Origin of the sequence: Pedobacter planticolens, from assembly GCF_014172375.1 — a bacterium.
GTDB lineage: Bacteria > Bacteroidota > Bacteroidia > Sphingobacteriales > Sphingobacteriaceae > Pedobacter > Pedobacter planticolens.
Map to the genome: position 1 here is coordinate 1,173,416 of NZ_WNXD01000002.1, position 25,056 is coordinate 1,198,471.

General features: G+C 37.4%; 19 protein-coding genes. 4 read left to right on the forward strand and 15 right to left on the reverse strand.

Annotated elements, in window-relative coordinates:
• Positions 1-51: 51 nt before the first annotated feature.
• Entirely contained in the window at positions 52-1,029 is a 978-nt protein-coding gene (locus GM921_RS13895) for an AAA family ATPase (RefSeq protein WP_182923236.1), read from the forward strand.
• 3 nt (positions 1,030-1,032) lie between these two features.
• On the forward strand, positions 1,033-2,379 hold the full coding sequence (locus GM921_RS13900) for a DUF58 domain-containing protein (RefSeq protein WP_182923237.1): 1,347 nt from the start codon (positions 1,033-1,035) through the stop codon (positions 2,377-2,379).
• 86 nt (positions 2,380-2,465) lie between these two features.
• On the opposite strand, the gene GM921_RS13905 is transcribed toward GM921_RS13900, so the two are convergent.
• The gene (locus GM921_RS13905; RefSeq protein ID WP_182923238.1) at positions 2,466-3,893 is read right to left on the reverse strand and encodes an L-serine ammonia-lyase; all 1,428 of its coding nucleotides are present in this window, start codon (positions 3,891-3,893) and stop codon (positions 2,466-2,468) included.
• A 67-nt stretch (positions 3,894-3,960) separates the two neighbouring features.
• On the opposite strand from GM921_RS13905, the gene GM921_RS13910 reads away from it, so the two are divergent.
• Positions 3,961-5,361, forward strand: coding sequence for an alpha-L-fucosidase (locus tag GM921_RS13910; RefSeq protein ID WP_182923239.1), 1,401 nt, complete (start codon positions 3,961-3,963; stop codon positions 5,359-5,361).
• A gap of 899 nt (positions 5,362-6,260) precedes the next feature.
• On the opposite strand, the gene GM921_RS13915 is transcribed toward GM921_RS13910, so the two are convergent.
• Positions 6,261-6,668, reverse strand: coding sequence for a helix-turn-helix domain-containing protein (locus tag GM921_RS13915; RefSeq protein ID WP_182923240.1), 408 nt, complete (start codon positions 6,666-6,668; stop codon positions 6,261-6,263).
• Between the two features lie 122 nt (positions 6,669-6,790).
• Between GM921_RS13915 and GM921_RS13920 the strand changes: the two genes are divergently transcribed.
• Positions 6,791-7,054: a hypothetical protein gene (locus tag GM921_RS13920; protein WP_182923241.1), complete on the forward strand. Its 264-nt coding sequence runs from the start codon at positions 6,791-6,793 to the stop codon at positions 7,052-7,054.
• Between the two features lie 4 nt (positions 7,055-7,058).
• Here the strand turns inward: GM921_RS13920 and GM921_RS13925 are convergent, their stop codons facing one another.
• The 13 genes from GM921_RS13925 to GM921_RS13985 all read right to left on the reverse strand — a co-directional run bounded on the left by GM921_RS13925 (position 7,059) and on the right by GM921_RS13985 (position 25,017).
• Positions 7,059-7,715, reverse strand: a complete 657-nt coding sequence (locus tag GM921_RS13925; RefSeq protein ID WP_182923242.1) for an MgtC/SapB family protein — start codon at positions 7,713-7,715, stop codon at positions 7,059-7,061.
• Positions 7,716-7,787: 72 nt separating this feature from the next.
• Entirely contained in the window at positions 7,788-8,813 is a 1,026-nt protein-coding gene (locus GM921_RS13930; RefSeq protein ID WP_182923243.1) for a PorP/SprF family type IX secretion system membrane protein, read from the reverse strand.
• On the reverse strand, positions 8,810-14,767 hold the full coding sequence (locus GM921_RS13935; RefSeq protein WP_182923244.1) for a PKD domain-containing protein: 5,958 nt from the start codon (positions 14,765-14,767) through the stop codon (positions 8,810-8,812). The genes GM921_RS13930 and GM921_RS13935 overlap by 4 nt, the downstream gene beginning before the upstream one ends.
• Before the next feature lie 124 nt (positions 14,768-14,891).
• Positions 14,892-16,532, reverse strand: coding sequence for a chaperonin GroEL (gene groL / locus GM921_RS13940; protein ID WP_182923245.1), 1,641 nt, complete (start codon positions 16,530-16,532; stop codon positions 14,892-14,894).
• Positions 16,533-16,624: 92 nt separating this feature from the next.
• Complete coding sequence (groES, locus tag GM921_RS13945; RefSeq protein ID WP_048907794.1) at positions 16,625-16,918, reverse strand: co-chaperone GroES; 294 nt, start codon at positions 16,916-16,918, stop codon at positions 16,625-16,627.
• A 259-nt stretch (positions 16,919-17,177) separates the two neighbouring features.
• Positions 17,178-17,627 (reverse strand): hypothetical protein, encoded by a 450-nt coding sequence (locus GM921_RS13950; protein ID WP_182923246.1) that lies wholly within the window; start codon positions 17,625-17,627, stop codon positions 17,178-17,180.
• Positions 17,628-17,703: 76 nt separating this feature from the next.
• A complete protein-coding gene (locus tag GM921_RS13955) occupies positions 17,704-18,168 on the reverse strand; it encodes a hypothetical protein (protein ID WP_182923247.1) in 465 nt (154 codons plus the stop codon).
• Between the two features lie 7 nt (positions 18,169-18,175).
• The gene (locus GM921_RS13960; RefSeq protein WP_182923248.1) at positions 18,176-19,834 is read right to left on the reverse strand and encodes a hypothetical protein; all 1,659 of its coding nucleotides are present in this window, start codon (positions 19,832-19,834) and stop codon (positions 18,176-18,178) included.
• A 142-nt stretch (positions 19,835-19,976) separates the two neighbouring features.
• Complete coding sequence (gene secG, locus GM921_RS13965) at positions 19,977-20,342, reverse strand: preprotein translocase subunit SecG (protein ID WP_182923249.1); 366 nt, start codon at positions 20,340-20,342, stop codon at positions 19,977-19,979.
• A gap of 14 nt (positions 20,343-20,356) precedes the next feature.
• Complete coding sequence (locus GM921_RS13970) at positions 20,357-21,550, reverse strand: hypothetical protein (RefSeq protein ID WP_182923250.1); 1,194 nt, start codon at positions 21,548-21,550, stop codon at positions 20,357-20,359.
• 33 nt (positions 21,551-21,583) lie between these two features.
• Positions 21,584-22,099 carry an LptE family protein gene (locus GM921_RS13975; RefSeq protein WP_182923251.1) on the reverse strand — a complete coding sequence of 172 codons (516 nt, stop codon included), beginning with the start codon at positions 22,097-22,099 and terminating at the stop codon, positions 21,584-21,586.
• 3 nt (positions 22,100-22,102) lie between these two features.
• Entirely contained in the window at positions 22,103-23,332 is a 1,230-nt protein-coding gene (locus GM921_RS13980; RefSeq protein ID WP_182923252.1) for a sigma-54 interaction domain-containing protein, read from the reverse strand.
• A gap of 107 nt (positions 23,333-23,439) precedes the next feature.
• Entirely contained in the window at positions 23,440-25,017 is a 1,578-nt protein-coding gene (locus tag GM921_RS13985) for a MiaB/RimO family radical SAM methylthiotransferase (protein WP_182923939.1), read from the reverse strand.
• Positions 25,018-25,056: the final 39 nt, after the last annotated feature.

Below are 25,056 nucleotides of genomic sequence, written 5' to 3' on the forward strand. Positions count from 1 at the left end.
GTGCCTATGTGGTTAAAAATATAGGGCTAAATAAAAAACTAAATTATAACAATGGAACAGGAAATGTTTAATCAACGAACCGATTTAAGCCAATTAAGTGCCGCAGTAGATCAAATTAGGCAATCTTTAAGCCATGTAATTATTGGTCAAAAAGACACTATAGATCTTTTAATTGCAGGTTTATTGGCAGATGGACATCTTTTATTAGAGGGTGTGCCTGGTGTAGCGAAAACCTTAAGCGCTAAATTAGTAGCAAAATGTATTTCAGCAACATTTTCTAGAATACAATTCACGCCAGATTTAATGCCATCTGATGTATTAGGAACAGCAGTATTTAGCCCTAAAACAGCAGAATTTCAATTTAGGCAAGGACCTATTTTTGGCAATATCATTTTGGTAGATGAAATTAATCGTGCGCCCGCAAAAACGCAATCTGCGTTATTTGAAGCGATGGAAGAACGCCAAATTACAGTGGACGGAAACACCTACAAATTAGAAGAACCTTTTATGGTTTTGGCAACTCAAAACCCAATAGAACAAGAAGGAACGTATCGTTTGCCAGAAGCACAATTGGATCGTTTCCTATTTAAAATCGAAGTTAAATATCCTTCGTTAGAAGAAGAAATAGAAATATTAACGAGCCAACATCAACAACGAACAGAAGACCAATTAAAAGAAATTAAACCTGTTTTATCGGTGGAGCAAATTAAAGCGTTAAGAGCAACTATCAAATCATTGTTTGTTGAACCTAAATTGCTGGCGTACGTTGCGCAAATTACGCATGAAACCCGACATAATAAATCGTTGTATTTAGGAGCATCGCCAAGGGCATCTTTGGCTATGGTAAATGGGGCAAAAGCTATTGCTGCAATGGCTGGTCGTGATTTTGTAACACCAGATGATATTGTAAAAGTAGCTGCGCCTGTGTTAGCGCATCGCATTATGCTAAGTCCAGAAAAGGAAATGGAAGGGTTAACTACGGCAGATGTGGTTGCACAAATTATTAAAAAAATAGAAGTGCCGAGATAGTAAATGAAGAACCTGTTTAGAAAATATTATACAGACCTATTTTTAGGTAAACGATTATTCATCGCCATTGGCGTATGCGTAACCCTGTTTTTATTTTCTTTTTTCATGCCATTTTTAGGCGATTTACCTTACATCCTTTTTGGCATATTAATGGTTCTAGTTTTACTAGATATCTTTTTACTGTACAGAAATGATAGGGGCGTTTTTCTTCGGAGAGATGTGCCAGAACGGTTAAGCAATGGCGATGATAATGAACTTAAGATTTACCTCGAAAACTTTTATCCTTTTCAAATTAGTGTAGGAATTATCGATGAAATTCCATTTCAATTCCAAAAACGCGATTTATGGTTTACAGCTAATTTATCATCGCGAGAGCAAAAAATAATCACCTATACCTTGCGACCAACTAAACGCGGTGAATATCATTTTGGATTGACGAGATTATATGTGCAATCACCTTTGGCCTTAATAAGCCGTCGATTTAATATTGGGGCTGATAAGATTGTACCCGTTTATCCCTCGTTTTTAAAGTTGAGACAATATGAATTAATGGCTGTGTCAAATCGTTTAACCGATATCGGGATAAAGAAAATGAGACGAATTGGTCATAGTATGGAATTTGATCAGGTTAAGAACTATGTTGCTGGAGACGATTATAGAACTGTAAACTGGAAAGCAACAGCTCGCAAAGGCGATTTAATGGTCAACTCTTTTACCGATGAAAAAGCACAACATATTTATTGCATAATCGATAAGTCCAGGGCAATGAAAATGCCTTTCGAAGGTTTAAGCTTACTAGATTATGCCATTAACGCCAGCTTAATTTTGAGTAGCGTAGCTTTAGTAAAGCAAGATAAAGCAGGGCTGATTACCATCGCCGAAAAAACAGGGAGTTTAGTGCCAGCCGATCGTCGACCAACGCAATTAAACAAAATTATGGAAGTGTTGTATAAAGAGAAAACTCGCTATCTGGAAACCGATATGGAAGCTTTATATATTAGTGTAAGGGCAGTTTTAAAGCAGCGAAGTTTGGTGGTTTTCTTTACTAATTTCGAAAGTATGTCGGCGTTAGAAAGACAATTACCCTTTTTAAAACGCATTGCTAAATTCCATTTGTTATTAGTGGTGTTTTTTGAGAATACCACGTTGAAATCATTAAGTGAAGAACCAGCACAAGATATAGAAGGCATTTATATTAAAACCATTGCCGAGAAATTTGCTTTCGAAAAGAAATTAATGGTTAAGGAATTAACGAAACATGGTATTTTAAGTTTGCTAACTCCACCTCAAAAATTAACTGTTAATGTGGTAAATAGATACTTGGCAATCAAAGCGAAACAGCAGATTTAAATAAATTACTAGCTAAGACATTTTAGAATAGTTGAGAAAGATCTAACTTAGGTTCTCTTAGGTTTCTAAGGTGGTAAACCCCAAACCTAGCACTCTGGTAAACTTAATGGAATATTCGTTGCCAAGCCCCCATCAGAAGTTTCTTTGTACTTAGAGTTCATATCTAACGCAGTTTCCCACATGGTATTTACAACTGCATCTAAACTTACTTTTGCCTTATCGGGATTACTTTGCAACGCCAACTGACTTGCAGTTATAGCCTTGATAGCGCCCATCGTATTACGTTCTATACACGGAATTTGCACTAAACCACCAATCGGATCGCAGGTTAAACCTAAATGATGTTCCATTGCTATTTCCGCAGCCATTAAAACTTGTCGTTGCGAACCACCCAAACATTCTGTTAATGCAGCGGCAGCCATCGCTGATGATACTCCGATTTCTGCTTGGCAACCACCCATGGCCGCAGAGATTGTTGCTCCCTTTTTAAAAATACTTCCAACTTCAGATGCACAAGCAATAAAATGAATTATTTTCTCCTCATCATACCCATCGCAGAAAGCAATAAAATATTGTAAAACTGCTGGTATAACACCCGCCGCCCCATTTGTTGGCGCTGTAACCACTCTGCCAAAAGCAGCATTCTCTTCGTTAACAGCCAAAGCAAAACAACTTACCCAGTCTAAAATATAGTTAAAACCATTGCCACCATTTCTAATAGCCGCTACCCAACTATCGTAATCTGTATAGGTTTGTCCGTTAATTAATCGTTTATTTAATGCCGAAGCTCTGCGGGCAACATTTAATCCACCAGGTAAAAAACCACCAGTGTGGCAACCGCGATAAATACATTCCTTAATCACCTGGAAGTGTTGCAAAATACCCTTTTTGGTTTCAGCTTCTGGTCGCCAAGCAGCTTCATTTTCTAATACCACCTCACTTACTTTTAAACCCGTAGATAAACACCAATGTAAAAGTTCGCTTGCTTTTTGTACGGGAAATGGAAGGTCAACCTGTTCTTTTTCACTTCCATTTTCTCCTTCTTTAACTACAAAACCACCGCCAATAGAATAATAAGTTTCAGAAAAGGCTTTGCCTGTATTTAAGAATGCTTGAAAAGTGACTGCGTTAGGATGAAAAGGTAAACTCTCTGTAAATAGGAAGATTAAATCATCTATATACGAGAAATCGATTTTTTTTTCTCCTCCTAAAAGTAATTTCTGACTAGTTTTAATTTCTTCAACAGTGCTATCAATTGCGTTTACATCAAAAGTTACCGGATCGCCACCGGCTAAACCCAATAAAATAGCAATATCAGTTCCGTGCCCTTTGCCTGTTTTAGCCAAAGAACCATACAAAAGTATTTTTACTTGCTCAACCTCGTTTAATAAACCTTGTTTTTTTAAGGAAGCTGTAAATTGTTGAGCTGCTCGCCAAGGACCTAAAGTGTGTGAACTGGAAGGACCAATACCTATTTTAAATATGTCGAAAACTGAAATTTGTTCGTTTTGCATCGTTAACAAAGCTATATACTTTTACTGATATTTGTGTATTTTGTGGTGCGAAGTTTAAAATCATTTTATGAAAAAAGCAGCATGTATAATTTATTTCCTTTTCATCAGTTTTTTAACTTTTGCTCAAACCTACCAACCACCAACAGATACAAAAGTTGTCGCTAAATTATCCCAATGGGGAGATAAAAAATTTGGATTGTTTATGCATTGGGGCATTTACAGTATCCCAGGGATTGTAGAATCGTGGAGTATTAATTCTGAAGATGCATCATGGATACCTCGCGATAGTACCCGTAATTACGAAGAATATAAAAAGTGGTATTTCGATCTCAATAAACAATTTAATCCTGTAAAGTTCGATCCAACCATTTGGGCTAGCTATGCTAAAAAAGCAGGTATGCAATATGTGGTTTTTACGACTAAACATCACGATGGTTTTGCAATGTTCGATACGAAACAAGGTGAGTATAAGGTAACGAATGCAGCTGTTCCTTTCTCCTCAAATCCAAAGGCGAATATTGTTAAGGAAGTTTTCTCTGCTTTTAGAAACGAAGGGTTTATGATTGGCGCATACTTTTCTAAACCAGACTGGCACAGTGAATATTATTGGTGGCCGCGTTATGCTACGCCAGATCGGAACAACAATTATGATATTCGTTTACATCCGCAGCGTTGGCGACAGTTTAAGCAGTACACTTATAACCAAATTGAGGAGTTAATGAGCGATTATGGTTCGGTGGATATTTTATGGTTAGATGGTGGTTGGGTTAGACCAAAGGCAACTGTTAATGAAGAGGTTTTGTCTTGGGGTGCGCCAATTCCTGCTTGGGATCAGGATATTGATATGCCTAGCATTGCCAAGATGGCTAGGGCTAAACAACCTGGTTTAATTATGGTGGATAGAACGGTGCATGGTGAATATGAAAACTATCAGACACCTGAACAAAAGATTCCCGAAAAGCCTTTAAATTATCCTTGGGAAACGTGTATGACCATGGGTGATGCTTGGGGTTATGTGCCAAATGATAATTATAAAAGCACCAATACCCTCATTCATTTATTAGTAGATATTGTTGCCAAAGGCGGGAACTTTTTATTAGATGTTGGTCCAAAACCTGATGGTACTTTTCCCGATGTTGTGTTACAACGCTTAACTGAAATTGGGCAATGGATGGATATTAATAAGGAAGCAATTTATGCAACCGAGCCAATTGCGCCTTATAAAACTGCTAACGTTTGCTTTACTAAAAGTAAAAACGAAAGTAGTTATGCGTTGTATTTGATTGATGAGAAGGCTGAGCTTGCTCCAACTATTCTGCTTAAATCGGTACCAAAGATGCCTAAAAGGATTTCTTTATTGGGGGTTAAATCTGTTTTGAAATGGAAGCGGGTTGGTAATGATTTGGAGATTGTTTTACCTAAGGATGCAAAAGGTTTGAAGGATGCGTTAGTTTTTAAGATGGAATAGTAAAGATATATTTCTAATACTCGTTATTGCGAAGAAGGTTCTTCATCTGAAGTGGGAACCTTCTTTATTTTAGTAAATACAGAGATAAATAGGAGACTGCCACGCTGCGCTCGCAAAGACGACCGCTTTATACTGCTGCTTACCTAACGCGTTCGTCATTGCTGTAAAGGCACGAAGCAATCTTTCTTGCTTTCTCTTTTTCAGCTCGCCGCCGCTATGGCTCTAAACTTTTTCTTGATAAAAAGTTTAACAAAAATCAAGGCTTAGTATCATCTCTTGGATTAAGCTATCAAAACTTTTAAGGCAACAAGCAGCAGGTTCGATGAAGGATCGAACTGGCTCATTGTTTTGGATTGTGGTTTTTGAAAGTTTGTGCTGAAGTTTGGATTGCTTTCTCCTTCGGAATGCTACAAGGCCGGTCCTCGTTCTTGGGGGTGGGTTGTGGTTTGGGAGCCTCACCCCTAACCCCTCTCCGAAGGAGAGGGGAATTCATGATGGAAATTAATAGTGTTTAACTGGCGGGTGCTAAGTTTCTTCTTGCGCTTGTTCGGTTTCTCCTTGCGTTTGCTAGGTTTCTTCTTGCGTTTGCTGGGTTTCTTCTTGCGTTTGCTAGGTTCTTACTTGCGTTTGTTAGGTTTCTCTTGGCAGGTGCTAGGTTTCTTTTTTGGAATGTTACAACTTAAGTTTATAGTGCAGTTTTGGGTTCTCTAAACCTGATTGTAGTGGAAATACTTTTTTGTTGTGTTATCTATCTGGAGCGCACAGCTTAAAGGTTTCTCGGCTGCGCTCGAAATGACGGAAGACTTTGCCAAAAAAGATTGTAACGGAAAGCGGGGCTTACGTAAATAGATGCTACGGAATTGGCTTTTCTAAGGGTTGGTAGGAATGAGGTTGTTTAACTATTTGTCTTTTGTATTAATGAGTTTATTCATTACTTCTATGGTTTTTGCTTGCGCTGAAATTGTTCCTTCTTGTAGGGTGATAATTTGATGTAAACGCTCTATTTCGGTAAGTTGATTGTATTGGGAGTTGATTTTTACTGCATCTTCTTCGGCTATTGAAGGAGCATTAGCCTCAGAATTACTATATGCTTTTGTAGGCCTGCCTTCTCCTGTAATAATCCAGGTAGGGTTTAGGTCATTGCATTTTGTGAATATTAGATCGTAGTTGATGGTGTTTCTTGTGTACCAATTGGCAAGTGTATTTGTGCCAAGTCCTAAAAATCTAGCCAACTGCGCATCAGATTTGAATTTATAGTGAAACTTTATTCTGCTTAAAATCAATTCTTTATCTAATTTTTCTTTCATTTTGTGAATTATGTATTCTTTTGTTGTTGTATTGTTCGTTTATTGTGAGTACACTTGTGTTGTTGTTATAAATGTAGTAGAAAAAATCAAATTTGTGAATAGAATCTAAATAAACTAAAGATATGGATGAGGCAGTTACACCACAATTAAATACATCAGCAGATACTGAAATCTCTGAAAATATCTTAAACGAATTTAAAACATTTATAAAAATAGTGCCAGCAAATAGGTTAAATAAGAATTTGAGGAAGATGTTATCTGATTATCTTTTTTATAATATGGATGCTTTACCGATAGATTTTAAAGATTTGTTAACGGATTTGTACTGGCTGCATGAGTTGTTGGATGAAATTATGGAGAATGAAATAGGGGTGAAATTGGAGTAATGTTTTAAAAATCGAAGGCAATAATCTTATCGTCCATTAACATTTTATCTACAAATTTTTTATGGTTTTTAGGGCTGCCCACTGCTACCCATGTGCCGCTTATAATACCGTTTGCTAGTTCTTGCTTGCCTCTGTGGAGTTTAAGTTTGGAGGTTCTGATGTTTTCTTCGTAAGCATCGAGGCTTTCGTTTTCATATCGTTTAACTATGCGATAGGTTCTTTTGGTAAAGCGTCTTTCTACAAAATTTTCTACATAGGGGAAAATTAGTAGGGCTAGTAAAACTACGACGGTTACGCCGATGGCTTGTTCGTGATAACCTGCGCCTACTGCCATGCCGATAGCGGCGACAATCCAAATTACGCAGGCTGTTGTTAGTCCTTTTACTTGATTATCTTCTTTAAATATTACACCTGCTCCTAAAAATCCTATCCCAGTTACAATGTTTGAGGCAATACGATCTTGACTGTTGAGTCCTATTTTGGTTGATAAAATTGTGAATAGGGTTGCGCCGAGGCCAATCATAATCATGGTTTTTAAGCCGGCTTGTTTGCTTCTAAACTCTCGTTCTACACCAATTAGTCCGCAAAGTAGGGTGGCTAATAAAAATTTATTGACTTCACTTTGTGTAATGAAATGGCTGCTATCAAAAAAGCTTTGCATATAGAATGGATTTTAGATGATGATCTAATTTCGGGATTATTAGTTAAATAACGCTGATTGTAGCGTAAAGTTTTAGTAAAAGTTAGAGCAGCGCAAGCCGTTGTATTTTTTAGTGCGTGTGCTATTTGGCCAATATTTTTCGTAGCCAATACTTGCTTCGGTTGTGCCGCTGGTGTTGGTGTAATTTAGTTTAGAGGTGGTTGCATCGTGACTTAGGCCTACTCTTACTTTTTCGGTGTCGCTACGTTTTAGAAAGATATCGATAATTAAAGAAAATACTAATGCATCTGAACCCCCTTCTTGATTGGTGCGGTACCAAAGGCCTGTATTGAAGCCTTTGTATTTGAATTGTGCGCCTGCACTTATGGAGCTTACATTGCCCTGTTTATAGTAAACTACGGAAGGAATTAAGAAAGCGCCTTCATCTTCGGTATAATCGTAATTATAACTTAAAGGCATTTTAAAGCTGGCGTTTATGCTCATGCGCATAGGTAATTTGGCTTGCGTACCACTAAAAGATTCGTCGGGCTTATTAATGTGATATACTGCTGCACCTAACATCGCATTGCGATATACAAAGTTTACGCCGGCTGCTGGATCGAAGTAAAAACGGTTAGAAACATCTGGCAATTGTGCGGAAGAAATACTGCCTGGTATATAGCCTAATCTTCTATCAATTTGATCGCCAAAAACTAGTTTACTCCAATCGATAGTGCGGTTGGTAAAACCTGCTTGTATGCCAAAGGATGCTAAAAAATCATCGCCACCTACACTGTACGAATAGGTTGCAGCAATATTGTTTTTGGTTAAATAGGCTGTGCCTTCGGTACTTCTGTTAAATGATAAACCAACACCGCCAGCGAGTTTTGGAACAGCTACATCTACGGATGCGTTGATGTAAGATAAATCTCCGCCAAGTGAAGTCCATTGGTTTCTGTAAATCATGTTTAATCTAAAATCGCCATCGAACTGACCGGTTAAGGATGGGTTTAAATAGATTGGGGCATTAAAAAACTGAGAAAATAGATGATCTTGAGCTTTAGTTTTTAAAACCCCAAAGCTTAACAGTAAAATCCCTATGGCAATCCTTTTCATCATCTTATTAAATATATTGAGCCCGTTCGTTTTGGCGCCGAATTATCGTATGTCATTCCTTTCCACTCTGTGCCGTTTATAAATTCTATATCTATTTTCCAGAAATAAATACCTTGTGGCTGCGGTGTGTTTTTATAGGTTCCATCCCAACCTTCTACAGGTTTGCCATCGTTTAATTGCGTGGTTTCCCAAAGTACCTGCCCCCACTTATTAAATACAGACATGTGCCACGATTTAATGCCCGAACCTATGGCTATAAACTTTTGCAATTGCGAGCTTGTACCTCCCGGGATAAATGAATTAGGCACATACATATAGCCTGGCACACCAATAATTTGTACAAATTTTTGAATGCTATCTGCACAACCATATTCATTGTATGTTCGCATGGTTACTAAATATCTGCCAGTATCTGCATAGGTATGTGTTGGGTCTTTTTGTAAAGAAGCATCGCCATCGCCAAAAGTCCATCTGTAAGTTTTAGGAGCATTTGTACTTTCATCGGTGAATTTGAATGTATAAGTTGGGATGCTAACTACTGGCGCAGGCGACGTTGAAAAATCTGCTTTTGGTGGCCCAACAATTCTTATATAATCTGTAAGTGTTGCTGTGTTTGGACAGCCTAAATTATTATATGTAGTTAGTTTTACGGTGTATGAACCAGCTGGGTCTATGTATACATGCGTTGGTTCTACATCTCGAGAGAAAGTTAGGTCGCCAAAGTCCCAAAGGTAACTTACACCATCTGTACTGGTGTTGGTGAATTTTACGCTTAGTCCGGTGCAACCAATGAGGATATCACCATGAAACTCTGCCTTTGGTTGTGCAAGAACTGTAATTGTTTCTGTAGTGCTGGCATTAGAACAACCATTGGTAGCATCGAGCCTAACAGTGTAGATGCCAGGTTGGGTAAAGGTATGGGTAACTGTTTCTGGTGCTGAAAGTGTATTTGCAGTGCCGTCATTGCCAAAGGTGTAGGTAAATGAATTTGCACCAGAGGTGTTGTTAAAGAAGTGTACCGTTAATGGTGCGCAACCACGTAATTCGTTGCTATTTACTACTAACTCTGGTGTAATTGTATTTGGAGAAACTTGTATGGTGTATTGAGTTACATCTGTGCCACAGTCGTTTTGGGCGGTCATTGTTACGGTGTAGGTTGTAATATTACGTCCTGTGGTGTAGGTGTGTGAAACTGAGTTTTTATTGTTGGTGATGAAAGGAGCGCTTCCATCGCCAAAATCGTAGGTATACGTATTTGTGCCACCTGGTGAGGTATTGCTAAAGTTTACTAAAAATGGCGAACAGCCCACCGTTTTATCTGGAGAGAATACTGAGATTGGATTTGCTTTTATAAACACAGTTGATGTAGTAGTGCTACTGCCGCAAGGTGTTGTTGAGGTTAAGGTAACGGTATAGGTGATGTCTTTTCCGCTAGGGTCTGCTAAGAATCTTATTGGCGGTGGAGTTGCTTGAGTAGATGTTGTGTTATTGCCGAAATCCCATAAGAATGTAGCGTTAGTTAACGAAGTTGATGTATTGGTGAAGGTAACGTCTAATGGCCCGCAACCCTCTGTAGCCGATTGCCTGTAAGATGATGTAATGGTTTGTCGGGTGCTAAATGTATGGGTCATTACATCATCCTGGCAACCGAGACTGCTGGTTACTACTAATTTAATTACAACATTTGTGTTGTCGGTAGGGATGGTGTAACCCAAACTTGGGAAATTAATTCCTGTTCCAATTTGTACGTTGTCTGCATACCAGGTATACGTTGCATTTCGGGTTGGATAGGGTACTGCTTTAATGTTATTGCCATCTAGTTTAAAAGGAACACAGCCTATATCGTTTGTAAAGGTAAACTCTGCTTTTGCGTTGAGGTTTACTGTAATTTTAACTATACCGCTTATGCTCTGTTGGCTTCCTGTGCAGGCACCGCTACTTACTAATCGGCGGTATAAAGTAGTTTGTGTAATTGCTGGCGGAGGATAATTACGAGTATCGGTAGATGGAATTGGATTCCATGTTGTACCATTATCTGTGCTTTGCTGCCATTGGTAAGTGTAATTTGCGCCATCGCCACCGGTTGGTTGTGAACCCGTAAGCTGATTAGGAAGTGTGGTGATACAAATGATTTGATCTGCAGCAATGGTATTGTTTGCAATTGGAGGTAAAACAGTTATTGCAATTGGGTTACTAGGTGATGAGCATGTTCCGCTAGTTACTATTCGGCGATAAGATAAATTAGTAGAAACGGGTATAATAAGATCACGACTAGTTTGACCGCTGATGGGATTCCAAGTTGCGCCGCCATCTGCACTGCTTTGCCAAGTGTAGGTGTAAACGTTGTTTCCGCCAGTTGGTAGCAAACCTACTATTGTAATGGTTTGCCCAGTACATACAGTAGTTCCTGGTGTACTAATGGTATTATTTTGCAGGGCAGATAAGTTGGTAATGGTTACTTCATCACTTGTTGCAGGGCAAGGCGCTAAACCAGAAATGGTCCAACGGAAGATATATGTTTGGCCGCCAACTATGCCGCTAACAGCTGTGTTATATTGGTTTGCATTAAATGTTACTCCTGTTTGCCCAGATATTAATGTCCATTCCCCAATATTTGTTAAGGGATCATTTCCTGCAAGAGTTGTAGTTCTTTCATCACAAAGGATTTGATCTGGACTCGCAGTTGCCGTTACTGCTCCTTGGTTTACAGTTATTGTAGAAATGGTAGAGTTAGCAGGTGCGCATACACCGCTTTGTACTACTGCTCTGTATTGAGTAGTAGCGTTTAAATTGGTATAGGTTAATGAGGTTGTTGTGTTTGCTATTGGTGTTGTGGTTACAAAATTATCTGTAGAACTTTCCCATCTGATTACAGTTCCAGTTTGACCTGTTAAGGTAATTGTTCCAGAGTTGTTTCCTGCACAAACAGTAGAAATGCTAGCTGCGGTTGAGCCACCTACGGATACAGGGTTTACGGTAATTTTAACATCATCAGTTTTTGGAGCGCAACTTGCAGCGCCTGTAATTGTCCAGCTAAAAGTATAGGTGTTGCCAGGTTGTAGACCATGAGCGGTTGTGTTGTATACGGTCTTATCGTCAAAAGTAATACCTCCAATGTTAGAGGTTTCTTTCCATTCTCCCGCACCTACAATAGGTTGATTTCCTTTTAGGGTATAATCATTAGTGTTGCAAATACTTTCATCTGGACCTGCAATTGGTGTGGTAGGTTGAGGTTCAACGGTTATTGTGATTTGTTTTGGATCTCCTGGACATCCTGTAGCAGAAATAGGAGTAATGGTATAGGTTACTGTACCCGATGAAGTGCCTGAGTTTAGTAAAATATCATTAATTGATGAAGTTGTTGTAGCGGTTGGATTATTTGTATTTCCAGTTACTCCTCCTGTAACGGTACTTGTCCATGTGTACTTTGTAGTTATTCCTAAATTAGAAGATAAGTTAATTCCAGCGCTTTGACCACTGCATATAGTTGCATTTGTTGCCGTTGGAGTAAGGATTGGATTTGGGGTTACGGTAACTGTAAAGGTGAAAGGGTTGCCAGTGCAGCCGTTTGCGGAAGGGGTGATGGTGTAAGTTACAGTTGCATTTGCATTAAGATCGCTATTTGTTAAAACATCTGAAATAGTTAGCCCGCTTCCGTTAGTAAAGCCGCCTGCATTTGTGCTGCCTGATGCAGTCCAAGTAAAAGTTGCACCAACACTTGTAGAAGTAATATTATAATTTACACTGGTTCCTGTACAAATAGATTTAGTAGCAGCACTGCTGACAACTACTTCCTTTTTAATCGTAATGATTACATCATTATCTATACGATTACATGGAGCTGGTAGCGAAGTCGTCGCTCTTAAAGTTAATGTTACTTGCCCGGCATTTCTTTCTGCTGTTGTTGGAGTATAGGTTGCATTTAATGTATTCCTATCGGGAGAAAAAATTCCACCTCCGCCTACCCAAATTATACTTGTGGGAGTGCCTGAAACACTCCCATTTAAATTTACTAATGGATCATTGTAACAAATAATTTGGTCTGGGCCTGCATCTACAACTGGTGCGCTTGTAAATGAAATGATTTGGCTTTTTGTAATAGTACCGCAGGTGTTGGTATGAGTAACTGTTACTGTATAAGTTGCATAATCTAAGAATTGAATGGAAGGATATTTTGAACTGACAGTTGTTCCGCCAGTAAAAGCAAAAGCACCACCTGCAACTGACCAAGTATACGTAGCAGGTAAATCTACTTGAGTTCCTGTAAATGAGGTTTTAGTTGGGCCGTTTGTGGTTGGGTTAAAATCGTAAGTGGTTACATTACAAAGAGCAGCATTAGGCGATAAACTTATGGTGGGTGGACCGTTGACTATAACAGTTTGTACTGCCGAAGAAACCGTTCCGCATGATGCTGTTGATATAGATAGAGTTACTTGATAAATACCCGGAGTGGTAAAATTAAACTCTGGTTCAGCGCTGTTTGCATTTGTGCCATTTGCATAACCAACCGCTGGTGATACTGACCAGGAATAAGTGTTATTGGCGTTGCAAATATTATCTATGAATGATGTATTTGTTGGTTTTAAAATGTTTGGAGCACATACTGTTGCACCATTACTTCCATTAAAGTTAAAGCTTGGTACGGGTGGGTCTTGGATGCAGATGGTGTGTTCAATAGGATCTGCGTCACAGACTCCTGAACTAGTTGACTCTAGTCTAACCACATGATTGCCATGAGTTAAAAAAGTCCATTGTAAATTGTAAGATCTTGGCTGATTTACCTTAACAGGAACTCCATCAACAAACCAATTATAAGTTACATTATTAGGTGTACACCCAGGCGTATTTGTATTTGGATTTTCTCCAGAAACTGAGGTGTTTAAAAACGTTTGAATAGTATTTGTACAACCAGTTAATGGAGGCGTGAATGAATTTACTGGTTTTGCAACAACCTTAGCGGTTGAAGAAACGGGAGTTCCGATATCACCACAAAAAGAATTATTTACTTTAATAACTACATCGAAAACATTATAAATTGTACCGCTACTTCCTGTTGAGTTTGATCCGCATGAAGATTGCGTATATAAATGGCGAACCTTGCCCAAATTGCTAACGATTTCACAAAAAGTATAAGAACTTTCTGGTGAACCATCTCCCCAATTAATTTTATAAGTATCACCTGGGAAGTTATTTTGTATTCCGCCAGAGCCAGATGTTACTACTGTAAATTCCAAATATCCCAATGGTAAGCATACAACATTATTTCCAGAGGTTGAGAAAGCTGTAACCGCACTATTATTAATGATGAAATAAGCTTTTGTACCAATGGTTCCGTCAGACATCCTAGCCTTTGTGAAAATGGTATAGTGAGCTAATTGAGCAGTATAAGAAACTATTCCTGAAGAAAAACTCAAATTTGTAGGTGTGCCACCATTTATTTCATCAGTAACAGTTGCGGTAACTGTACTTCCTGTTGTTGATTCGTCATCTAAGAAGAAATTGTTATTTGGTTTACTAGTACAGGTTCCAAAGACTTCTGTATTTGTTGAGCTTAATAATGTTGAATTTAATTGGGCGGTTACTACACCGCCAGCCCTTATCTCAAAAGCAGCAGATTCCGTACTTATATAGGCAGGGTTTGTAGATTCTACTCTAACCTTATAGCCATTTCCAGTAGGTGTTCCAGACGGGATTGTGCCATTTACAAATGCACCATAAAAGCCATTGTAACTACCTATTATAACCCCTGGAGAGAAGTTCCCTGAAGCATTAGATAATCTTAGATTAAACGTATTCCCTTGCGCAATACAGGAAGAATTACTAATTGTAAATGTTGCAGCAATTGTACTACCCGGTGTATAAGGCCCTGGGTCTACTGTTCCTATAGTTAACTGTGCAAACGCAGGAAATGCAAGCGCACAAAAAAAGCTTAAGAGCAGTATACGGGCTAATTTCACGATAAAAACAATAGGTATAGTAAATATAGAGAATTAACTATAATTTTTGAGCACAAAAAAATCCCTCAAAACTTTCGTTAAGAGGGATTTTTATTTTAAAGTCCCCTTTAGGGGATTTAGGGGTTTACATCATACCGCCCATGCCGCCGCCGCCCATTGGTGGGTGACCGCCTGCTGCACCAGCTTCTTCTGGTTCATCAGCTAAAACAACTTCTGTTGTTAACAACATAGCCGCAATAGATGCTGCGTTTTCTAATGCTACACGACCAACTTTAGTAGGGTCGATAACACCAGCTCCAATTAAGTTTTCGTAAACATCAGTACGAGCATTGTAACCGAAATCGGCTTTACCTTCTTTTACTTTTTGTACTACGATAGAACCTTCAATACCTGCGTTTTCGCAAATTTGACGTAATGGCTCTTCAATAGCACGACGAATAATCTGGATACCAGTGTTTTCATCATCATTAATGCCTTTTAAGCCTTCTAATGCTTCAACTGCACGAATAAATGCTACACCACCACCAGCAACGATACCTTCTTCAACTGCAGCACGAGTTGCATGTAAAGCATCATCAACACGGTCTTTTTTCTCTTTCATCTCAACTTCACTAGCAGCACCAACATAAAGTACGGCAACACCACCAGAAAGTTTAGCTAAACGCTCTTGTAATTTTTCTTTATCGTAATCTGAAGTAGTAGTTTCTACTTGCGCTTTAATTTGACCAACACGAGCTTTAATATCTTCAGATTTACCAGCGCCGTTAATTACAGTTGTATTGTCTTTATCAACCACAACTTTTTCTGCAGAACCTAGGTAGGTTAAATCAGCATTTTCTAATTTATAACCTCTTTCTTCAGAAATTACAATACCGCCAGTTAAAATTGCGATATCTTCTAACATTGCTTTTCTTCTATCGCCAAAACCTGGAGCTTTAACAGCCACAACTTTCAGTGATCCACGAATTTTATTTACTACCAACGTAGCTAAAGCTTCACCATCTAAATCTTCAGCAATAATTACCAAAGGTTTACCAGTTTGAACAGTTTTCTCTAAAACAGGCAACAATTCTTTCATGTTGCTGATTTTTTTATCGTAGATTAAAATGTAAGGGCTTTCTAATTCCGCTTCCATTTTATCAGCATTAGTTACAAAGTATGGAGATAAATAACCTCTATCAAATTGCATACCTTCTACTGTTTTTACTTCAGTTTCAGTACCTTTTGCTTCTTCAACGGTAATTACACCATCTTTACCTACTTTTTTCATTGCCTCAGCAATTAAAGCACCAATAACTTCGTCGTTGTTTGCTGAGATAGAAGCAACTTGTTTAATTTTATTGTTGTCATCGCCAACAGCTTGAGATTGTTTTTTCAAGTTCTCAACTACAGCAGTAACTGCTTTATCAATACCACGTTTTAAATCCATCGGATTTGCACCAGCAGCTACGTTTTTAATACCTGCAGTTACAATTGCTTGTGCTAAAACAGTAGCAGTTGTAGTTCCATCACCCGCAATATCCGCAGTTTTAGAAGCCACTTCTTTCACCATTTGAGCACCCATGTTTTCGATTGGGTCTTTTAATTCGATTTCTTTAGCTACTGTTACACCATCTTTAGTGATTGCTGGTGAACCAAATTTCTTATCGATAATTACGTTACGACCTTTAGGGCCTAATGTTACTTTTACTGCATTCGCTAAAATGTCAACACCTCTTTTCAGGGCGTCTCTCGCTTCAACGTTATATTTTACTTGTTTTGCCATTATTAATAGATTTGAGATATGAGTATTGAGATTTGAGGCAATCGTATCGAACCCAAAACATACCTAATTTTAAATAATTTAATTTTTTTGGTTTATAATGTTCCTAAAATATCAGAATCTCTCATGATTAAATACTCTGTACCTTCGATAGTAACTTCTGTACCACCGTATTTGCTGTACAAAACTTGATCACCAACTTTAACACTTAAAGGGATTAAATTTCCAGTTTGATCAGCATATTTTCCTGGTCCAACAGCAACAACAATACCTTGCTGAGGTTTTTCTTTAGCAGTATCAGGGATATAGATACCAGAAGCAGTTTTTTCTTCTGCAGCAGCAGCTTCAACAACTACTCTGTCTGCATTAGGTTTAAAGTTTAAAGCCATAAATACTTTTATTTTTTAGTTTTCTGTAATTGAATTAATTCGTAAATGTAATACGATGAAATGGAATAAACAGTTTTTATGCCAAGACTGTTTTACTTGTCAAATTTGCATTTGATGTCAGTTAATAGATTTTAAGGTATAATTTCAGGTGTCAGACTGGCAGAAAAACAAAAACTCCTTAGCAATTAACTAAGGAGTTTTTACTAATGCTATTCGTGAATATCTGGTTAAGTTTCTAATGTATTTAGCATAAAGACACTTACTTTTGTTTTATAATAACGCCATCATTAATTGGTTCAGGGTAAATATTAAACTTCACCTTGTTTGTTCTGTACTTATTATTTGGTAATACTTCAGTAATATACAAATCATAACTATTATCAAAATAACGATGATGTTTTGCTGCAACTTCCATAAGTTCTTTAAAACTGATATATGCATAATTTGGCATCTTAGATACAATTTCTGCTTTAGGTCCTTTTTTAGTTGTTAAATAAGAAAATGAAACATAACTTTTATATGGGTAAGCACATTTGCAATAGAAAATAAATGAATACTCAAAAAAACTTATTGTTTCAATTCGCAAAACTTGATTGTTTTTCGGCGTGTTTATAGTGTCTGCCAAAAAATAGATTTTTCTATTCGTTTCTTGCGAGAAAACATTGCTTAGCCAAATTGAAAATAGAACTATTAAAAATATTTTTTTCATGATGATATACCTTGTCAGACTGACGGAAAGACAAAAAACTCCTTAGCTTTTGGCTAAAGAATTTTTACTTAAAAGATTAATTTCTTATCGGTCCAATTGTTTCGACGGTGATAGTTTTTCGGGGCTTAAGTGGTATCCACAGCATCATCTCTGTAAGTCGAATTTTATCACCTTCTGGCTCAGCAAATATAAATTGATATTTATTTCTATTCTCTGGTGGTAAGCATTTAAGGGCTAAATCTATTAATTGCATAACTGAAACTGTTTTAAGCTGCCTAAATTTTTGAAAACTAATCCTCTTTTCTTTTTTATCGGCAATTTGATAGTAAAAACCAATCCCGTATCCATAGGGAAAACATTTACACTCTAAACTATAAAACATAAAAGGGCCCTCACTTTCAATACGAAACATTCTATCTTTAATGGGCACCTTCGCAGTATCCAACAGGTAATAAATAGTATCTCTTTTTGCTTGAGCATTTACTTTTTGTAGGTTAAAAAGTAATAAAAACATTGTTCCTAAAATGAATGAATATTTCATAATATATTTATTGATTACACCCTGTTGTTGGAAGCTTATTTGTGGTAGCAATTAAATTTGCTAGATTGAATGTGGTTAAATCAGATGCTGTAATGCTATATTTTGTTTTAACATTTTGAAACACGGCATTAATATTGTTTATCTGAGTCTGTGAAGTACCTGTATCATAAGTATTAAGTCCATATAGCATGGCCGATGCCATATCTTTTGTCGAATAGATAAAGCCTTGTTTGGCATTCCAAGCCTGTAATACATCCATAGATTTATCGAAATAATCTTCTAACATCATGGTATGATTAGAGTAATTAGCTGGCAAATTACCCATTAAATAAAAATTATTTAATCCTACCATCCAATTACTTTCATTGTAAGCATTATAATTATACTGTGCTATTGCTATTTTATAATTAATATATGCGTGTAGGGTTTCGTGTACAACTGTAGCTGCAATTAAGAGTTGCGAACTATTTTGCAACATTTTTTCATTAAATGTAACGGTCGATGATAGTCCTGCACCACTATTTACCGGAGCATTATTGCCAAGCATAAAGGTGCCACCCGTTGTTGCATTGCCCCAAGGCAAGGTATTATCTGTTAGGTAGGTTACAGTTGGTCTTTGAGGAGTTAAAAAAGGCTCAACAAATTTACTCATAATTGGCGAAGTGAGTATTGGTTGAGCAATTAATTTATCTGCACAAGGGAATTTTTTCTTTAATGAATCTGTTTTTAGTTCCAATGGGCATTCAGTTATCCCAGTAGTGCCACCCATGCAGGTATTACAGCTAGAGTTCCAATAAGCATCTCCATTTGGTACATCTGCGCAGTCAATAACTACTGGGGGAATATAATCACCCCCACCACCAGGTCCTTCAGTGCCCCCGCCACTACCATCATCTCCCTCATTCCTAATCTCTGTACAATAGGTTACATAGGTAATCCCTATAAACTGTAGCCTACAGTTAGTTACAGTACTGCCTTCGTAACTGCCGCATACAATCATATACCTATCTGCAAAACCAGAACTACATTGTGTTCCAGAGCCATATACATTGCTAAGTTTCTTGCTCCCAGACTTGACAACCTGTGTTGGCTCGGGCTTCGCTGTAACTGTTATACTGTGGCTAAGTTTGCCCTTATTATAGGTCCATCCATTTGCCATTATCCCCCTTGGATCATAGAACAATACCTTGCCACTAAACTCTCCAGGCCTTTTATAATGAAAGTTTTCCATTTCGGTATTACCTTGGTTTTCCAGTACAATATAACAAAAGAACTCGAGGGCCGCATTTTTCTTATCCTCAAATAGCAGTAACCTTATTTCGTGCTTATTGTTCTGCTGTTCAAAATTTTCCGTTGAAACATTTGTGGTAGAAACTAAGAGTTTTTCTGGGTTTTGTAAGGCCACCTCATATACCTTGTAGTCTGTTTGTTCGTTTACATATACATCTTTCCACATAGGTTTCAACCTACTGAATTGGTTAGTGTCGGCTACTACCAGATTTTTATGATACCAATCTGAAAGTTTATTAATTTCCTGTTTGTTTAGCTCATCAGTTAAATACTGGATGTCTTTTTTGCAGGAATTGATAAATAGAAAAAGGCTTGATAAGCCAAAAATTAACAGAAAGTTAATTTTTTTAAGGGAGAGATTAAATAGTTTCTTCATAGTTTAGGTTTGCTCTTATCTAATATTAAAGATATGAAAACTAAAGGATTAACCTAATTTTACAGGAGAAACTTTAAAAATGAGTATAAAAAAACTCCTTAGCGATTAACTAAGGAGTTTTCATTATTTCGGTTAAGAAAAATTATTTTTTAGTGGTATCTCCAGTTTTAGGAGTTGCAGCTGGAGTAGTAGTTGCAGGTGCAGGTGCGCCGCCACCTAATACAGATGGAGTTGCAGCTTTGTTAATTTGCTCATCTATTTTAGAACCTGTTGCAGTAGAACCGTTACCAGATTTACCAACAGTTGTAAGCGCTAATGAAGCCACTACAATTAAAGTTAATAGCACCCAAGTTCCTTTTTCTAAAACATCGCCTGTGCGTTGTACGCCAAACATGTTACTGCCAGATCCGCCAGTAGCTAAACCACCACCTTTTGGGTTTTGTATTAAAACGAATAAACCTAATGCGATGCAAAAAATAATTAATAAAATGATTAATAAGGTTACCATACTATGTTATGTTGTTAAATTTTCTTTTCTAAAGACTGAATAAGGTCGGCAAAGTAACGGCTTTTTTCTGGAAACTTCAAACTTAATTTTTCATAAGTGTCTATCGCCTTGTGGTAAAGCATTTGCTCGATATAAATAGCGGCCAAAGTTTCAGAAACTAAATCGTAATTATCTTCAGCGCTTTTCTTTGCTTTATTTTCATTGTTGATTTGTTCAGGTTTTGGAGCTCTAATTTGAGGCTCATTCTTAATAAACGAATCAATAATTTCTAATCCTTTTGGTGCAACTTGTCTATTTAATGGACCTTTGCTTGCTTCTTCCGCAACATTAAATGGAGTTTGAATATGAAAAATGTGCTCTACATATTGCTGTTGTAATTCACCAGGAGTAGTTGGAGTTGGATTATCGTTCTTTTTAGGCGTAACATAAGGCTGAAATATTTGCTCATGTTCTTTACGCGTTTTTGCAAGCCACCATAAAAAAGTATACGGAAGCTTATCATCATCGTATTTACTTACTGTTTGCGCTTCTGCTTCTTGATTATATTCTTCAGGTAGCGTAACAGTTGCAGGTTCAGTTTTTTGATTTTCTACAGCTTCTTCAGTACTAAAGCTCTTTTCGAATGCGAAGAAATCTGTAGCAACAATACTTTCAATTGCTAATTCATCAGGAATTGCTTCTGTGATATCTTCTTCGTTTTCAACTTCTTTTTCTGATGGCTGAGCAACAAATGCTGTGGTATTTACTTCAACAATTTCATCAAAAACTTCTTGTTCATCGGTTTTATTTTCTTTTGATGGAGTTGTTTTGATCTCAGCTATTTCCTCAAAAGTTTCCTGCTCGTCTGTTAAATTATCTTCAAATGGCACAGGCTCAATAAACTCAATATCTTCTGCAATTTCAATCTGTTCGCCGTCAAAATTTTCATCCGCCTTGATGGCTGAAGAAGAAAAAGTATTTGCTAATGTTTCGGGTTGATAAATTACTCGATGTACTAAGCCACCACCATTGTATAATGCTGCGGTAGCTAAACTGTTTTCGTGATTAGCCTCATTAATATTGGCTTTTGCCAGCAATAAATGTAGCGGCTGATAATATGGATATTTTTTAACCAACGTTGTCAACATACCTGCATGAGCTTGCGTTACCGTTGCCGGCTTTGCAAGTAAACCTGCCAGTTGTTGTTTCGTGTTTAAATCGAGCTCCATGCCGCTAAGATAATAATTGAAATTTCAATTTCTTTACCATTGTGCAAAAGCCTGGTTAAAAATATTCTCGGTAAGTTTAACATTAACTTTTTTAATGAGTGCTTGCTCTTGCGATTGTAAGGATTGCCCTGCCAAAGAAAAATCTTCAAAAGCAGTAAAACTTTGATCAAAACTTTTGCTTAAACTGCCTGCGCCTTCGGCTTTAGTATTATTGGTGTATTTAACCTGAACGGTAATGGTTAAACGGTTTGCGCCAGCAATTGGTCTAGCGTTGTCTTGTATGGCGATCGGTTTAATATCGTAACCCGTAATTCTGCCTTCAAAAGTAACATCTGCTTCGTTTTGTGTAATACTCAATCTACTTTGTGTACGAATTCGCTCTTTTAAATCTTCTGTAAATAATTGACTTAAATTTGGAACTACTAATGGCGCATTGTTTTCGAAAAACTGAACATTTACAGTTTTCAATCCTTCGGTAGAGGCTCCGTTAAATTTATAACCACATCCGCTGAGAGCGATAACTGCTAAAATGAATAGTACTTTTTTCATAGGTTACAGATTTAATTCTTTGATTTTACGATACAATGTACGTTCAGAAATTCCTAATTCTTGTGCAGCAAATTTGCGTTTGCCTTTATGTTTTTTTAATGCTTTTTTAATTAAATCAGATTCTTTATCAATTAAGGATAATGATTCTTCAACTTCTTCTACATCATGCGCATAATTGTAATCTGTTGGTGCATTTTGCGTCGGATGTTTAATTGTTAATGTTGCTTCGTGATTATTTGGTAAATCAACTTCTTGGTATAATTGATTGATGTATTGAGGATTATCTGCCATAATATGCGACGTATTACCGCCGTTTTGGATGATTTCCGCAACCAATTTCTTCAATTCCATCATGTCCTTTTTCATATCAAAAAGAACTTTGTATAAAATATCTCTTTCCGAAAAATCCTCTTTGCTACTCCCATTTATCGTCATTGGCAAATTATTAGCTTGCTCATTCGGAATATAGTTTAACAAAGCCTGCGCACTTACATTTCTATCTTTCTCTAAAACGCAAATCTGCTCTGCAATATTTTTTAACTGACGAACATTTCCTGGCCAGCTATAATTGCTTAAAATCTGAATAGCTTCAGGCTCTAATTGTATACCTGGACTACGATATTTATCGCTAAAATCTGCTGCAAACTTGCGGAAAAGCAAATAAATATCTTCTTTACGTTCATGTAAAGCAGGAATGCGCAACGGAACTGTATTTAAACGGTAGTATAAATCTTCACGGAATTTGCCCGATTTTACACGATTGTAAACATCCACATTTGTGGCTGCAATAATACGCACATCAGTTTTTTGAACTTTAGATGAACCTACACGCAAATACTCACCGCTTTCTAAAATACGCAATAAACGAGCTTGTGTTCCCAATGGTAATTCGGCAACTTCATCTAAAAAAATCGTTCCGCCATTGGCAACCTCAAAATAACCTTTACGAGCTTCATGAGCACCTGTAAACGAACCTTTTTCGTGTCCAAATAATTCTGAATCTATAGTTCCTTCTGGAATAGCACCACAGTTTACCGCAATAAAAGCACCATGCTTACGCGTGCTCATTTGATGAATAATATGCGAAAAAACTTCCTTACCACTACCACTTTCGCCGGTAATTAATACCGACATATCTGTAGGAGCAACTTGTCTGGCTGTATCTATAGCACGGTTTAATAGCGGCGAACCACCAATTATTCCGAACCTATTTTTAATATCTTGTATATCCATTTGTGTTATGGGTTGTTATTGTGTTGTGAGTTGCATGTTGTATGTTGCAGGTCTGGGCGTATTACTTTATGCATCCAAACTCATAACCCACAACTTGTAACTCGCAACTAATTTTCTATCCTCCCAAGCAAAGTAGCTGATGTGCAACGTTCAATAAAAACGTTCGCATAATCACCAGGTTTTACAGAATCTGTAACTGGGAAAACTACCATTGCATTTTCGTCATTACGACCTCTATATTCTTTGTCAGATTTTTTAGAGAAACCTTCGATTAAAACTTTAACCGTTTTACCTACAAAATCTTCTAAACACGCTAATGAATCTTCTTGTTGTTTTTTAAATATCTCTGCCAAACGACGAGCTTTCACATCTTCAGGAATATCATCTGGGTATTTACGAGCAGCTAAAGTTCCAGGGCGTTCTGAGTAAGAGAACGTGTAGGCGAAATTGTATCTTGCATAATCCATAATGCTCAACGTATCTTGATGTTCTTCTTCCGTTTCGGTGCAGAAACCTGCAATAATATCTGCCGAGATGGCGCAACCCGGAATAATACGACGAATAGCATCAATTCTATTCATGTACCATTCGCGAGTATAGGTGCGGTTCATTAATGCTAAAATTCTCGAATTACCCGACTGAACTGGCAAGTGAATGTAATTGCAAATGTTATCGTGTTTAGCGATGGTATATAAAACCTCATCGGTAATATCTTTTGGATGAGAAGTAGAAAAACGTACCCTCAATTCTGGACTAATTTCTGCAACCAAACTCAATAATTGAGCGAAGTTCATTGATCCTTCTTCTGTTAGTTCATTTTCGTTTCTACGTGTTGCAGGTAAATCAGTTTTATTCGTTAACGCCTCTAATAACGCATCACCAGTTAAGGTATTCATAAAATCTAGCTTATCTGATACTTCAGTTTGGTTAAGCATTTCGCTGCTCCCTTCCTTTCGGGAAGGGTTGGGGATGGGCTTCCAATGGTATGAATCTACATTTTGACCTAATAAAGTAACTTCGCGGTAGCCGTTTTCAAATAATTCTTTTGCTTCTTTGATGATAGAGAATGGATCTCTGCTTCTTTCTCTACCTCTTGTAAACGGCACAACGCAGAACGAACACATATTATCGCAACCACGCATAATGGTTACAAAAGCGGTAATTCCGTTGCTGTTTAAACGAACTGGACTTACATCTGCATAAGTTTCCTCACGGGATAAAATTACATTTACTGCTTTATGTCCATCCTCTACCTGACTAATTAAACCTGGTAAATCACGGTATGCATCTGGACCAACTACCACATCAACTAACTTTTCTTCTTCTAAAAATTTAGCTTTTAAGCGTTCGGCCATACAACCCAAAACACCTACAATTAACTTCGGATTTCTTCTTTTTTCTACACCAAATTGCGATAAACGATTACGCACACGCTGCTCTGCATTTTCGCGAATAGAACAGGTGTTGATGAAAATCACATCGGCCTGGTGGTAATCTCCAGTCGTTTCAAAACCGGTATCAGCTAAGATAGAAGCCACAATTTCGCTATCTGCAAAATTCATTTGGCAACCATAACTTTCAATGTACAGTTTTCTTCCATCGCCTTTTTTTGGAGCGTCAATTACTAAAGCCTCTCCTTGGCGTTCTTCATCATGTTTCTTATCCGTAAGCTGTAAATCAATCATCAAATATTCAAATTTTATGGGTTTCAAAAGTACTAAATT